Source organism: Streptomyces sp. NPDC050287 (assembly GCF_044459385.1).
Lineage (GTDB): Bacteria > Actinomycetota > Actinomycetes > Streptomycetales > Streptomycetaceae > Streptomyces.
In genome coordinates, this window is the sequence record NZ_JBITIY010000003.1 from 291,691 (window position 1) to 305,337 (window position 13,647).

The window sequence follows — 13,647 nt, forward strand, 5'->3', positions numbered from 1 at the left end:
ACTTAAGCGATCTCTTAGTTTTGCTACAGAGTGCTCCTAGACTGAGGGGGTGGACGAACGGCAGTTGCGGATCCTGCGGGAGCTGGGCGAACTGGGCAGTGTCACCGCGGTCGCCGAGGCGCTGCTGGTGACACCGTCGGCGATCTCCCAGCAGCTGCGGTTGCTCCAGCGTTCGATCCCCGTGCCGCTGACCGAGCGCGACGGCCGCCGGCTGGTGCTCACCGACGCCGGGCAGGCGCTGGCGGGGGCGGCGGTCGAGGTGGAGACGGCGCTGGCGCGCGCCCGGCACGCGGTGGAGGAGTTCGTGGAATCGCCCGACGGCGAGGTGTCGGTGGCGGCGTTCCACAGCGCGGCCGCGGCGTTCTTCCCGCTGCTGCTGCGGGCCCTCGCCGGACCCGGGCACCCGGCACTCGCGCTCGCCGACGAGGACGTCGCGCAGGACGACTTCCCGCGGCTGACCCGGGAGTACGACCTCGTGCTCGCCCACCGCCTCGACCACGCCCCGTCGTGGTCGCGCACGGTGACCGCGACGAGGCTGCTGCGCGAGCCGCTGGACGTGGCGCTCCCCGCCGACCATCCATTGGCGGCCAAACGGCGGTTGACACCGGCCGACGTCGCCGGCGAGCCGTGGATCACCGTCCACGACGGCTTTCCGGTGATGGCGACCATCGAGGCGATCGGTGCGGCGGCGGGCAGCCGGCTCCATCTGGCGCACCGCATCAACGACTTCGCGGTCGCCGCGGAGGCCGTGGCCGCCGGCGGCGGAATCGCCCTGATGCCGCGCTGGACCGTGCGCCGGCACCCCGCGCTGGTCCTCAGACCCCTCGCCGGCGTCCAGGCCCACCGCCACATCGACGCCCTGCACCGCCCGGAGCGCACGGCCCGCAGGGCAGTCCGCACGGTCCTCACGGAGCTGCGCCGGGCGGCACGGGCCATCCGGGCCAGGGACGACCAGGACGTCTCGCCCGACGCATGACCGGCCCGCGCCCGCTCAGAACGGATACCACCGCACCGTCTCGTCCCCGTCCCGCAGCGACGCCACCCGGCGTCGGAACTCGGCCAGGGCCTTCGGGTTGGTCGGGGCGTGCTGGGCCACCCACGCACAGCTCGCGGTCTCCCGGGCACCCCGGAGGACCGAGCAGCCCGGCCACTCGCGTACGTCCCAGCCGTACGCCTCGGTGAAGGAGTCGTAGGCAGCGGCGGGCAGGCCGTAGCGGTCGTGGGAGAGGGCCATGACGACCAGGTCGTGCTCGCGCAGGTCGGCTGAGACGGTCTCCAGGTCGATCAGGACCGGGCCGTCCGGGCCGATGTGCACGTTGCGGGGGAGGGCGTCGCCGTGGATGGGGCCGGGCGGCAGGTGCGGGGTCAGTGCGGCGGCGGCCGTCGCGAAGCCGTCGCGGCGCTCGCGGAGGTAGGCCGCGTCGGCCGGGTCGATCGCGTCGCCCGCGAGGCGCAGCCAGCGTTCCACTCCGGACAGCAGATCGCGGGGCGGCAGGTCGAAGGAGGAGGCGTGGGAGGGGGAGGGCGAGGGCAGAGCGTGGAGCAACCGGAGGAGTTCGGCCAGATCGCGGGGTTCGGCGGGGCGTACCGGGTCGGGCAGGCGGTGCCACACGGTCACCGGGTGGCCCTCGACCAGCAGCGGCTCGGGGCCGGCCGCCCGGACCGCGGGTACGCCGGACTCGGCGAGCCATAGCGCGACGGCCAGTTCGCGGCGCGCCCGGTCGAGGAGTTCGGCGTCCCGGCCCACCTTGACGACCAGGTCACCGGCGGCGAACACCGCGTTCTCGCCGAGCGCGAGCAGCCGCGCGTCCCGCGCCGGGCCGGGCAGGACTCCCGCCACGGCCAGTACGTCCCGCGCCCGTGCCTCGTCCATCGTCCGCCTCCGTGTCGTCGTACCTCGTACGTCCCGCGTCGCGCTTGATGCCACGTCGTGCCGTGCCGGGCAGCCCACCCGGACGGTGTCAGGTTCCCGCCATCCGCCGGTCAGTCTCGCATTCGTACAGGTCGGGAAGGCGTGCGCGGTGTCTTGACGGCGTACAGCGGCTTCACGACCATGGCCAAGGCCCGTCGGGCCCGAACGTCACGAGCCGTGCGAAGGAGCCGCCGACGTGGCAAAGGAGCCGATGACGTGACCTTGGTGACCGCGACGAGGCGGTCGGCACCGGGCGCGCCGCGTGCCGAGGGGCGCCGGCGGCCCGCCGATCGCGGGGCCTGGTTCCTGGTGCTGCCCGCGCTGATCCCGATCCTGGTGCTGAGCGTGGGGCCGCTGCTCTACGGGATCCTGCTGGCCTTCACCGATTCCCAGTCGGGCCGGACCGAAGCCACCCAGTGGATCGGCGGGCTCAACTTCCGGGACCTGCTGCACGACACGCTGTTCTGGGAGTCGTTCCGGATCGGTCTGGTGTGGGCGGTCGGGGTGACCGTCCCGCAGTTCCTGCTCGCCCTCGGCCTCGCGCTCCTTCTCAGCCAGGAGTTACGCCTGCGCTGGCTGGCGCGCGCCCTGGCGATCATCCCGTGGGCCATGCCCGAGGTGGTCGTCGGCGTCATGTGGCGGCTCGTCTACACCCCGGACGCGGGTGTCCTGAACGAGACCCTGCACGACCTCGGCCTCGGCGACGGCCGGGACTGGCTCAGCGGCCTCGGGACCGCCCTGCCCGCGGTGATCGTCGTCGGTGTCTGGGCGGGCATGCCGCAGACGACGGTCGCCCTGCTCGCCGGCCTTCAGAACACCCCGCGCGAACTCCACGAGGCCGCGGCCATGGACGGCGCCGGTGCCTGGGGGCGCTTCCGTACCGTCACCTGGCCCGCCCTGCGCCCCGTCGCGCTCGCCGTCACCGCCCTCAACTTCATCTGGAATTTCAATTCGTTCGCCCTGGTGTACGTCCTGACCAGCGGCGGGCCCGGCGGCCGTACCCGTCTGCCCATGCTCTTCGCCTACGAAGAGGCCTTCCGCTACGGCCAGTTCGGTTACGCGGCGGCGATGGGCTGCGTGATGGTCGCGGTGATCTCGGTGCTGCTGGCCCTCTTCCTGGTGGGGCGGCTCAGGGGAGGGGACGAGACATGAGGACCAGCACCGGCGGCCGGGTGGGCCAGTACGCCGCCCTGCTCGCGTATCTCGTCTTCCTCGCCTTCCCCTTCCTCTGGCTGCTCTCCACCGCCTTCAAGTCCCCGCGGGAACTGGGCCGTCTGCACCCGACCTGGATCCCGCGCGACCCCACCCTCGACAACTTCCGGCAGGCCTTCGACGAACAGCCGCTGCTGCGCGCCGCGGGCAACTCGCTGCTCGCCGCGCTCGGCGCCGCGCTGATCGCCGTACTGATCGCGACCCCGCTGGCCTACGTCATGGCCCGCCACCGCACCCGCCTCGCGAAGGCCGCCACCGGCTGGGTGGTCGTCAGCCAGGCGTTCCCCCTGGTGCTGGTGATCATCCCGCTGTTCCTGGTGCTGAAGAACCTGCGGCTGATCGACTCCCTGGCGGGGCTGGTGATGGTGTACGTCGTGTGGGCACTGCCGTTCGCGCTGTGGATGCTCGTCGGATACGTCCGTGCCGTGCCGGCCGAGTTGGAGGAGGCGGCGGCGGTGGACGGGGCCGGGCGGGTGCGGACCCTGTTATCGGTGACGGCGCCGCTGCTCGCGCCGGGGATCGTGGCGACGGCCCTGTTCGCGTTCATCACCGCGTGGAACGAGTTCTTCTTCGCGCTGGTCCTGTTGAAGACCCCCGAGAAGCAGACCCTGCCGGTCGTCCTCACCCACTTCATCGGCGCGGAGGGCGTCGCCGACCTCGGCCCGCTGGCTGCCGCGGCCTTCCTCGCCACCCTGCCCTCCCTGGTCGTCTTCGCGATCATCCAACGCCGGATCACGGGCGGCATCGCGGCCGGGGCGGTGAGGGGCTGATGCGTCTCAGGACCGCCGGGATCCTCGCACTGGTCCTGCTGCTGCTCGCGGGCTGCACCGGCGACGGCGGTGGCTCCGGCACCGGCCGGATCACGCTCCGCTTCCAGTCCCTCGCCTGGCAGCAGGAGTCCGTCGAGGCCAACCAGGAACTGGTGAAGGAGTGGAACGCGACCCACCCGGACGTCAAGGTCGAATATGTGCAGGGAAGCTGGGACAGCGTCCACGACCAGCTGCTCACCTCCTTCGAGGGCGGTGAGGCCCCCGACATCATCCACGACGCCTCGGACGACCTCGCGGACTTCGCGTACGGCGGCTACCTCGCCGATCTGACCGGCCTGCTGCCCGCCCGGCTCACGTCGGACATCCCGCGGCGCAGCTGGGACACGGCGACCTTCGGCGACGGGATCTACGGCGTCCCCTTCCTCCAGGAGCCGCGCGTGCTCATCGCCAACGCGAAGTGGCTGAAGGACGCGGGCGTACGGATCCCCACCCCCGAACAGCCGTGGAGCTGGCCGGAGTTCCGGCGGATCACCCGACAGCTCAGTGGCGACGGGAAGTACGGCGTCGCCTGGCCGCTCAAGGAACCCGTCTCCGCGAGCCTCAACCTGTCGTTGTCGGCGGGCGGACAGCTCTTCCACCGGGGCGCGGACGGCAAGGTGGAAATCCGGTTCGAGGCGGCGGACCAGACCGTGCCGCGCACCATCCACGACCAGGCCACCACCGACCGCAGCGCCTCGCCCACCACCCTCGGCAGCGGCGGCTCGGACACCCTGCCCGGCTTCTTCGGGGGCCGGTACGCGATGGTCCCGCTCGGCTTCTCCTACCGTCAGCAGATCACCCAGCAGGCGCCGAAGGGCTTCGCGTGGCAGGTGCTGCCCGCCCCGGCCGGCGCGGACGGGCTGACGCAGGGCGTCAGCCCGCAGACCCTGTCGGTCGCCGAGGACAGCCCGCACAAGAAGGAGGCCGCCCAGTTCATCGACTTCCTGCTGCGGCCGCGGAACATGGTCCGCCTCGCCCTGGGCGACTGGATGCTGCCCACCGGTACCAAGGCGCTGAAGGACCCCGCCCTGCACACCGCGAAGGACGGCTGGGCCACCGGCACCGCCCTCGCCGCCCACCTGCGCCCGGCACCCGCGCAGTCCGTGCGCGGCTACCCCGAGTGGAAGGACAAGGTCGCCACACCCGCGTTCCAGGAGTACTACAGCGGGGCGATCGGCCTCGGGGAACTGCGGGAACGGCTGGAGGCGGACGGGAACCTGGTGCTGGCCCGCTATCAGCGCTGAGGGCGAGGGGCGGCCAGGCCGCCACGTCAGCTCAGGTCAGGGAACGGCCGGACCGGTGACGTACCGTCCCTGCTCGTCGTACGGCCAGACATTGGGCGCGCACCCGTGCATGCCCTTGATCTGCTGCATCATCGCGGGGGCCGGTTCGCCCGGGCCGGGGCAGTCGGCGTGGCCGTGGCCGAGGAAGTGGCCGACCTCGTGGTTGATGATCAGCGCGCGGTAGCCCGTGACGTCCTTGGCGTAGACGGGGGTTGCCAGCAGCCAGCGCTTGAGGTTGACCATCACGTTCTGCGAGACGCTGCAGTTGTAGTCGCCGTGGGTGTCCAGCCCGTGCTGCCCGCAGATCTTGTCCACGGTCCCGGGCGTGGCGACCCGGACGACGAAGTCGGTCGTGCCGCTCGACACCCGCCGGAACGCGGACTTGCCGTCCGCCGTCCAGCCGCGCCGGTCCGCCAGGATGCGCTCCACCTGCTTGGCGACATCCGCGGCGGACAGGTCGAGGCCGACCTCGACCTCGACCCGGTAGCGCAGGGCCGTTCCCTTGCCCACCGTGCCGCTGCCGCCGGACGCGGTGGTGAACGTGCCCGGTCCGGTGAGCGGGATGTCGGGCCGCGTGGTCTTCCCCGAGGACTTGCCGGACGGCTTGGGGGAGGAGCTGTGGGACTGCTGGGGCGGCGAGGGCTTGGCTCTGTGCGTCGGACCGGTGGGCGCGGAACCGGAATCCCCCGACACCCCCGATGCCCCCGACTCCGCGGACTGCGTGGCCCCGGCGCGGGCGTCGGAGGGGGTTCCGCCCGTCCCCGGAGACGTCCAGCCCACGGCCGCGAAACCGGCGGCGCCCAGCACGGTCACCGCGGCCAGTCCTCCCCACAGCGGCCCCTTTCGCCCGCGTGCGGCGGCATGGGCGGCGCCGTCCCGACGACGACGATCACGAGAGGAAGGTGTCTTGTGCGCGGTCATGGTTGTTCAGGTTGTGATCGTCATGTGATCGGATCTGGCCCGAACGGTAACAGGACGGTAACGGTCCATGCTCCATGAACTCATATGATCATCCGGTAACAATGTCCCGAGTGGCCGCCGGGCGTACGGATACTGAGCGCATGCCACGCGTTCTGCTGATCGAAGACGACCGTGCCGTGCGGGAGGGAGTCGCCCTCGCGCTGCGCCGCCTGGGCCACGAGGTCGCCGCCGCCGAGACGGGCGAGGACGGGCTGGAGCGGCTGCGGTCCTTCCGGCCGGACGTCGTGGTGCTGGACCTGATGCTGCCGGGCATGACCGGCCTGGACGTGTGCCGCGGGATGCGCGCCCAGGACCAGACCCTGCCGATCATCATGGCGACCGCTCGCGGCGACGACGAGGACATCGTCGTAGGCCTGGAGGCGGGGGCCGACGACTATGTGGTCAAGCCCGTGCAGGCCAGGGTGCTGGAGGCGCGGATCCGGGCCGTGCTGCGCCGGGCGGCCCAGGCGCCCGGCGAGGGCGGCATACCGAGGATCGACACCTACGGGGACCTGTCCATCGACCGGGCCGGGCTCGCGGTCGCCTGGCAGGGGGCGCCGGTCGCGCTCGCCCCGTCCGAACTGCGGCTGCTGCTGATCCTGTCCGCCTCGCCGGGCCAGGTGTTCAGCCGGCAGCAGCTCCTGGAGGCGGTCTGGGAGCACAGCTACCACGGGGACGCCCGCCTGGTGGACGCCTGCGTCAAGCGGCTGCGCACCAAGATGGGCGAGCCGTCGCGCGAACCCCGCTACATCCAGACGGTGCGCGGCTTCGGCTACCGTTTCGCGGCACGGTGAGGGGCTCGGTGCCGGGCACGGTGCGCGGTGCGTCGAAGATGCGGGTCGGCGTCCCCCAACTACGCGGCCTGCGCATGCGGTTGGTCGTGGCCTTCGCCCTCGTCGCCGCTCTCGCCGCCGCCTCCACCGGCGCCCTGACCTTCCGCGAGGCCCGCACGAGCGTGCTCCAGCAGAGCCAGGACACCGTCATCAAGGTGCTGCGCACCCAGGTCGACCGGCTCGCCCCGGACATCGGCTTCCCGCCGGACGAGGCCGGACTGCGGCGGTTGGCGGCCGACGTCGCCGAGGCCGAACCCGCCGGGACCTGGCGGGTGCTGGTCGTCTACGGCGGCCTGAGCGCCACCTCCGACCCCGACGACCCGTTCGAGGAGGTGACGCCAGACCTGCGCCGGGCCGTGGACACCAGCTCGGCCACCGTCTTCCAGCGAGTGACCAGTGGGGACCACACCTCACTCGTCGTCGGTATGTCGGTCGCCTACGCCCTGTCCGCCGCGGACTACGCGGTCCTTCCCTCCGGTATCCAGGTCTTCCTGACGGTGCCGCAGACCAGGGAAGCGGCGTACGTCGACGCCCTGGTCGCCGCCGTTCAGCGGGCCACCGTGCCCGCCCTGGCACTGGCCGTGCTGCTGGCGCTGCTCGCCGCGCGCGGAGTGCTGCGGCCGGTGCGGGCACTGCGCAGCGCCACCCGCAGCATCGCCGAGGGGCGGTTGGACACCCGGCTCGCCGTCCAGGGATCCGACGAACTGGCCGACCTCTCCCACACGTTCAACGAGACGGCCGCCGCGCTGGAGGAATCGGTCGCCGAGCTGCGCGGCATGGAGGCCCGGGCCCGCCGGTTCGCCGCCGACGTCTCGCACGAACTGCGCACCCCGCTGGCCGCCATGTCGGCGGTCACCGACGTCCTGGACGAGGACGCCGGCCACCTCGACCCGGACACCGCCACCGCGGTCCGGCTGATCAGCGAGGAGACCGTGAAGCTGGCCCGGCTGGTGGACGACCTGATGGAGATCTCCCGTTTCGACGCGGGCGCGGCCGTGCTGCACCTGGACGAGATCGACCTCGCCGAGTCACTGCGGCGCACCCTCTCCGCCCGTGCCTGGACCGACCTGGTGGACGTCGACCTGCCGCCGCCCGACGCCCTGCGCGGCCGCGTCGACCCGCGCCGCCTCGACGTCGTCGTCGCCAACCTGGTCGGCAACGCCCTGCGGCACGGCGGGCGGCCGGTCCGGGTCCGCCTGTACGAAGTCCATCGGGGGGACCGGTCCTTCGAAGGCGCCGAGCGGCTCGCGGTCATCGAGGTGCTGGACAGCGGCCCCGGCATCCCCGACAGCGTGCTGCCCCATGTCTTCGAGCGGTTCTACAAGTCGGACGCCGCCCGCACCCGTACCGAGGGCAGCGGCCTGGGCCTCGCCATCACCGCGGAGAACGTCCGGGTGCACGGCGGCACCGTCCGCGCGGCGAACCGTCCGGAGGGCGGTGCCGTATTCACCGTAGAACTCCCGCTGAGGAGCGACGAGTCACCTGGGAGGAGCGGAACGTGAGAGCCGTACGCCGATCCGTGCTGCTGTTCCTCCCGGCTCTGTGCGTGCTCACCTCCTGCGGTGTCCCCGCGACCGGAGTGGTGGAGGCGGGCGGTCCCGCCCGTGGGGTGGTGCCGACGATCCGGATCTACCTGGTGAAGGGCGACGCCCTGATCGGCGTCCCCCGCCCGGTCGCCGCGCCGGTCGACGTCGAGTCGGCCGTGCAGGAGTTGCTCCAGGGGCCGAGCGAGGCGGAGCGGGTCAAGGGCGTCACCACGCTGCTGCCGCTGCCGGGCGCGCCGGCGCCGTCCGACGTACCGTCCCCGACCGCCCTTCCCCCGGGCAGCTTCATGCAGGCCCCCCAGGAGTCCGCCCGTCCGTCGGACCTCGTGAAGGTGACCATGCGGGACGACCGCGTCTCCATCGAAATGCGGACCGTGGAGGTGGAGTTGCCCGACCTCGCCACGGCCCAGCTCATCTGCACGGCCGTCGCGGCACAGAGAGTCGCCGACCCCAAGGCGCAGCCGGCGCCGGTGACCGTCACGGGCCCGGGCGGCCGGCGCGTGGAGGGAACCGGCGCGCGGTGTCCCGATCTCTAGGTGATCCATCTGAAGTTCTCCGTCCGCCCACGAAATGAGATTGCACGAGACGTATCGTCTCGCCTACGGTCGATCTCATGACCAGTCGCCCCGCGCACATCGCCATGTTCTCCGTCGCCGCCCACGGCCACGTGAACCCCAGCCTCGAAGTGATCCGTGAGCTGGTGGCACGCGGACACCGGGTCACGTACGCGATTCCACCCGTGTTCGCCGAGAAGGTCGCCGAGACGGGTGCCGAGGTGAAGCCGTGGCACTCCACGCTGCCCGGCCCCGACGACGACCCGGCGGCCTGGGGCACCACCCTCCTGGACAACGTGGAGCCCTTCCTGGCGGACGCGATCCAGGCGCTGCCGCAGCTCATCGAGGCGTACGAGGGCGACGAACCCGACCTCGTGCTGCACGACATCACCTCCTATCCCGCCCGCGTCCTCGCCCACCGCTGGGGCGTGCCCGCGATCTCCCTGTCCCCGAACCTCGTCGCGTGGGACGGCTACGAGGAGGAGGTGGCCGAACCGCTGTGGGCGGAGCCGAGGAAGACCGAGCGCGGTCAGGCCTACTACGCCCGCTTCCACGCCTGGCTGGAGGAGAGCGGGATCACCGAGCACCCGGATTCGTTCGCCGGCCACCCCGGCCGGTCCCTGGTGCTGATCCCGAGGGCGTTGCAGCCGAACGCCGACCGGGTCGACGAGAGCGTGTACTCCTTCGTCGGCGCCTGCCAGGGCGCCCGGGCGGCCGAGGGCGACTGGCAGCGGCCCGCCGCCGCGGAGAAAGTCGTCCTGGTCTCGCTGGGGTCGGCCTTCACCGACCTGCCGGACTTCTACCGTGAGTGCGTCAAGGCGTTCGGGGAGCTGCCCGGCTGGCACCTGGTGCTGCAGATCGGCCGGCACGTCGACCCCGCCGGGCTGGGCGACGTACCCGGCACTGTCGAAGTGCGGTCCTGGGTACCGCAGCTGGCGATCCTCAGGCAGGCCGACCTGTTCGTCACGCATGCCGGGGCGGGCGGCAGCCAGGAGGGGCTGGCAACGGCCACGCCGATGATCGCCGTACCGCAGGCCGTGGACCAGTTCGGCAACGCGGACGTGCTCCAGTCGCTCGGAGTCGCACGGCACATCCCGACCGAGGAGGCGACCGCCGAGGCGCTGCGGGAAGCCGCCCTCGCCCTGGTCGACGACCCCGAGGTCGCCCGGCTGCTGAAGAATCTCCAGACGGAGATGGCCGCCGAGGGCGGCACCGAGCGCGCGGCCGACCTCATCGAGGCCGAACTTCCCTGACGGACCGCCGGGCCGGTAACGCACGGCAGAGGGCCCGCTGGCTCCCCTGTGACCAACGGGCCCTCAGTCTTGGGTGGTTCAGTGGTGCGGGTGGCTCAGACCCCCAGCCGCTCACCTTCGTTGTGCCGTGGGGCCGGCGGTGCGGTCGCCGCCTCGGGTGCCTCGTCGTGGGTGAGGTCGGGCAGCCGGTGCAGCCACTTCGGCAGGTACCAGTTGCGCTCGCCCAGCAGCGCCATCACCGCGGGCAGCAGCACGCCCCGGATGATCGTCGCGTCGATGAGCACCGCGGCCGCAAGGCCGACGCCCATCTGCTTCATGGACTGCATGGACAGCGTGCCGAAGATCGCGAACACGGCGACCATGATGACCGCGGCACTGGTCACGACACCGGCGGTGGTGACCACCCCGTGCTGGATGGCCTCGGCGGTCGTCCGGCCGCGCAGGCGTGCCTCGCGGATCCGGGAGACCACGAACACGTGGTAGTCCATCGACAGGCCGAACAGGATCACGAAGAGGAACAGCGGCAGCCAGGTGATGATGGCGCCGACGCCCTCGGCGCCCACCAGCGACGCGCCCCAGCCGTGCTGGAAGACGGCCACCAGGATGCCGTAGGCGGCGCCCACCGACAGCAGGTTCAGCACGATCGAGGTGATCGCGACGGTCAGCGAGCGGAAGGACAGCAGCATCAGCCCGAAGGCGAAGACCACGACGAACGCGAAGACCGGGATGACCGCTCCGGCCAGCTGGTCGTTGAAGTCCTTCGACCCGGCGACCTGCCCGGTGATCGGCGCCTCGATGCCGTCGACCTTGCCGAGCGTGGCCGGACGCACCTCGTCGCGCAGCTTGTCCAGGCTCGCCCCCGCCTTGTCGAGGTCGGAGCCGCCGACCAGCGGGACGTACACATAGGCGATGTTCTGCGCGTCGTGCAGTTTGATCTCGACCGGGCCGCGCGAGGCACCGGAGGCCACCGCCTCCTCCTTGAAGGCGGCGAGCGCGTTCTTCACCTCGGGGGCGTTGATGTCGGCCGCCTTGACGATCACCTCGGCCGGCTCGGAACCGCCCGGGAAGGCCTCGTTGACCCGGTTGTACGTCTGCACGATGGGCAGCGAGTCGCCGAACTCCTGGTCCAGGGTGAGGTTCTGCGTCTTCATGCCGACCGCCGGCGCCGCGATGGCGAGCAGCGCACCCGCCGCGACCACCACGGAGACGACGGGCTTGGCGAGCACGCCCTTCACGACGGCCGTCCAGAACCGGCTCTCGCCGTTGCCACCGGCACGGCGACGGCGGCGCAGGAAGGGGATACGGCCCTTCTCGACCCGCTCGCCCAACAGCGACAGCAGCGCCGGCAGCACCGTCACCGAACCGACCATGGCGACCGCCACGACCATCAGCGAGGCCAGGCCCATCGCCTCGAACTCGGCGAGCCCGGTGAACAGCATGCCCGCCATCGCCACGCACACCGTGACACCGGAGACGATGATCGCGCGGCCACTGGTCGCGGCGGCGACCCTGAGGGCCGTCTGCGCGTCCCGGCCGGCCTCGCGCTCCTCGCGCTCCCTGCGCAGATAGAACAGGCAGTAGTCGACACCGACGGCCAGACCCACCAGCAGCATCACGGAGTTGGCGGTGTCGCTCATCGGCATCACGTGGCTGACGATGCCCATCAGGCCCATCGTCGCCATGATCGCGGTGACGGCCAGCAGTACCGGCAGCAGCGCCGCCACCAACGCGCCGAAGGCGATGAGCAGAATGCCGAGCGCGACCGGCACCGCCGAGTACTCGGCCTTCTGGAAGTCGTCCCCGAACGCGTCATCGAACGTCTTCATCATGCTGGCGCCGCCGATCTCCTCGATCCGCAGCGACCCGTGCTCCTTCTGCACCCCCTCGACGGCCTTGAGCACCGGCTCGACCCGCTCTCCCGCGGTGTCCGAGTCGCCGCGCATGTCGAACTGCACCAGCGCGCCGGTGCCGTCCTTCGAGATGGTCTTGGTGTCGTACGGCGAGGTGATGCCCGTGACCTCGCCGGTCTTCTCGACGGCGTCGATGACCGCGGTGACGGCGGCGCGGAACTCGGCGTCCGTGGCCTTGACGCCGCCGTCCCTGGCCTGGATCAGCACGGTCTCACTGGCCGGTTCGTCGATCCCGGCGTCCTCGACGATCTTGGCGGCGGTGTGTGTCTCACCCTTCAGCTGGTCGCTCTCCTTGACGTCGACCCGGCCCGCTGCCGACCCGAGGCCCATCGCCAGGACGACGAACAGCACCCAGATGCCGACGGCAGCCCATCGGTGCCGAGCACTCCAGCCGCCGGCCCGCGCGGCCAGGCCCCGCACCCGCGTATCTCCGTTTCCCATGACGGGCTGCCCCCTCGTGAGCGGTGCCGGCCCCCTGCCGCCACCTTTCACTTCGAAGGTATGGGCCGGATAAGACCATCTCCTCGTGCTGCTCGATGACGTCACGACGGCCGGAATCATCCCCCCGGCGCCCGTGTCTCCCCACTGGGTAGGACAGCGGCCCCTTACATCTACCTGGGTTCCGCAGCACCGGACAGGGCTGCCGTTCCCGCCCCATGGGGCCCCACCGCCGCCTTATGGTGTGCGGATGACGACGACGTACGCGGCGCTGCTGCGCGGGATCAACGTGGGCGGCAGCAGAAAAGTCCCGATGGCCGACCTGCGGGCCCTGATGGAGGGCCTCGGCTACGGCGACGTACGCACCTACCTCCAGAGCGGCCAGGCCACCTTCGCCAGTGAGTACGGGGACGAGGACTCCCTGGCGGCCGAACTCACGGGAGCGATCGAGAAACGGTTCGGCTTCCTCGTCGACGTGATCGTGCGCGACCACGCCTATCTCAAGGCCGTTGCCGACGCCTGTCCCTTCCCGGCCGCCGAGCTGGAGGCCAAGCAGCTTCACGTCACCTACTTCTCCGCCCCCGTCGATGAGGAACGCTTCGCGGAGATCGACCGGGCCGCCTACCTCCCGGAGGAGTTCCGGCTCGGCGACCGCGCGCTGTACCTCTACGCCCCGAACGGCCTCGGCCGCTCCAAGCTGGCCGAGCACCTCTCCAAGCCCCGGCTGAACAAGGGCGTGATCGCCACCAGCCGCAACTGGAACACCGTCGTCAAGCTGGTGGAGATGACCGGTGGCTGACCGCGATCCGGCGGTGGAGGCCGCCGTCCAGGGCGAGTTGCGGCATTCCCCCCTCTTGTGAGAGGGGGAGGATGTCAACAGGGGACACCGTTCACGCCTGGCGAGGGATGACCTCCCGTACGCCGGCGGTCGGCGTCTCG

General features: G+C 71.6%; 11 protein-coding genes and 1 pseudogene. 9 read left to right on the top strand and 3 right to left on the bottom strand.

Features of this window, described 5'->3' with window-relative positions:
* The first annotated feature begins 49 nt into the window (after positions 1–49).
* On the top strand, positions 50–976 hold the full coding sequence (locus tag ACIBK3_RS11735; RefSeq protein ID WP_399364439.1) for a LysR family transcriptional regulator: 927 nt from the start codon (positions 50–52) through the stop codon (positions 974–976).
* 15 nt (positions 977–991) lie between these two features.
* On the opposite strand, the gene ACIBK3_RS11740 is transcribed toward ACIBK3_RS11735, so the two are convergent.
* Positions 992–1,873 (bottom strand): phosphotransferase enzyme family protein, encoded by an 882-nt coding sequence (locus ACIBK3_RS11740; RefSeq protein ID WP_399364440.1) that lies wholly within the window; start codon positions 1,871–1,873, stop codon positions 992–994.
* A gap of 255 nt (positions 1,874–2,128) precedes the next feature.
* Between ACIBK3_RS11740 and ACIBK3_RS11745 the strand changes: the two genes are divergently transcribed.
* From ACIBK3_RS11745 to ACIBK3_RS11755, 3 genes are read left to right on the top strand one after another with little or no spacing between them, the layout of a single operon-like run.
* The gene (locus ACIBK3_RS11745) at positions 2,129–3,064 is read left to right on the top strand and encodes a carbohydrate ABC transporter permease (RefSeq protein WP_399364442.1); all 936 of its coding nucleotides are present in this window, start codon (positions 2,129–2,131) and stop codon (positions 3,062–3,064) included.
* Positions 3,061–3,894 carry a carbohydrate ABC transporter permease gene (locus ACIBK3_RS11750; RefSeq protein ID WP_399364444.1) on the top strand — a complete coding sequence of 278 codons (834 nt, stop codon included), beginning with the start codon at positions 3,061–3,063 and terminating at the stop codon, positions 3,892–3,894. Before ACIBK3_RS11745 ends, ACIBK3_RS11750 begins: the two co-directional genes overlap by 4 nt.
* Positions 3,894–5,177: an ABC transporter substrate-binding protein gene (locus ACIBK3_RS11755; RefSeq protein WP_399364446.1), complete on the top strand. Its 1,284-nt coding sequence runs from the start codon at positions 3,894–3,896 to the stop codon at positions 5,175–5,177. Before ACIBK3_RS11750 ends, ACIBK3_RS11755 begins: the two co-directional genes overlap by 1 nt.
* Positions 5,178–5,213: 36 nt before the next feature.
* Here ACIBK3_RS11755 and ACIBK3_RS11760 read toward each other — a convergent pair whose 3' ends face one another.
* Positions 5,214–6,137 (bottom strand): DUF3152 domain-containing protein, encoded by a 924-nt coding sequence (locus ACIBK3_RS11760; protein WP_399364448.1) that lies wholly within the window; start codon positions 6,135–6,137, stop codon positions 5,214–5,216.
* A 140-nt stretch (positions 6,138–6,277) separates the two neighbouring features.
* On the opposite strand from ACIBK3_RS11760, the gene ACIBK3_RS11765 reads away from it, so the two are divergent.
* The 4 genes and pseudogenes from ACIBK3_RS11765 to mgt all read left to right on the top strand — a co-directional run bounded on the left by ACIBK3_RS11765 (position 6,278) and on the right by mgt (position 10,360).
* Positions 6,278–6,970 (top strand): response regulator transcription factor, encoded by a 693-nt coding sequence (locus ACIBK3_RS11765; protein ID WP_399364450.1) that lies wholly within the window; start codon positions 6,278–6,280, stop codon positions 6,968–6,970.
* Positions 6,971–7,008: 38 nt separating this feature from the next.
* Positions 7,009–8,511: a sensor histidine kinase gene (locus ACIBK3_RS11770; protein ID WP_399365540.1), complete on the top strand. Its 1,503-nt coding sequence runs from the start codon at positions 7,009–7,011 to the stop codon at positions 8,509–8,511.
* Positions 8,508–9,089: a hypothetical protein gene (locus ACIBK3_RS11775; RefSeq protein ID WP_399364452.1), complete on the top strand. Its 582-nt coding sequence runs from the start codon at positions 8,508–8,510 to the stop codon at positions 9,087–9,089. Before ACIBK3_RS11770 ends, ACIBK3_RS11775 begins: the two co-directional genes overlap by 4 nt.
* A gap of 34 nt (positions 9,090–9,123) precedes the next feature.
* A pseudogene (gene mgt / locus ACIBK3_RS11780) lies at positions 9,124–10,360 on the top strand (macrolide-inactivating glycosyltransferase).
* A 95-nt stretch (positions 10,361–10,455) separates the two neighbouring features.
* On the opposite strand, the gene ACIBK3_RS11785 reads toward mgt, so the two are convergent.
* Positions 10,456–12,711: an MMPL family transporter gene (locus tag ACIBK3_RS11785; protein ID WP_399364454.1), complete on the bottom strand. Its 2,256-nt coding sequence runs from the start codon at positions 12,709–12,711 to the stop codon at positions 10,456–10,458.
* 247 nt (positions 12,712–12,958) lie between these two features.
* On the opposite strand from ACIBK3_RS11785, the gene ACIBK3_RS11790 reads away from it, so the two are divergent.
* Positions 12,959–13,507 carry a DUF1697 domain-containing protein gene (locus ACIBK3_RS11790; protein WP_399364456.1) on the top strand — a complete coding sequence of 183 codons (549 nt, stop codon included), beginning with the start codon at positions 12,959–12,961 and terminating at the stop codon, positions 13,505–13,507.
* Positions 13,508–13,647 lie beyond the last annotated feature (140 nt).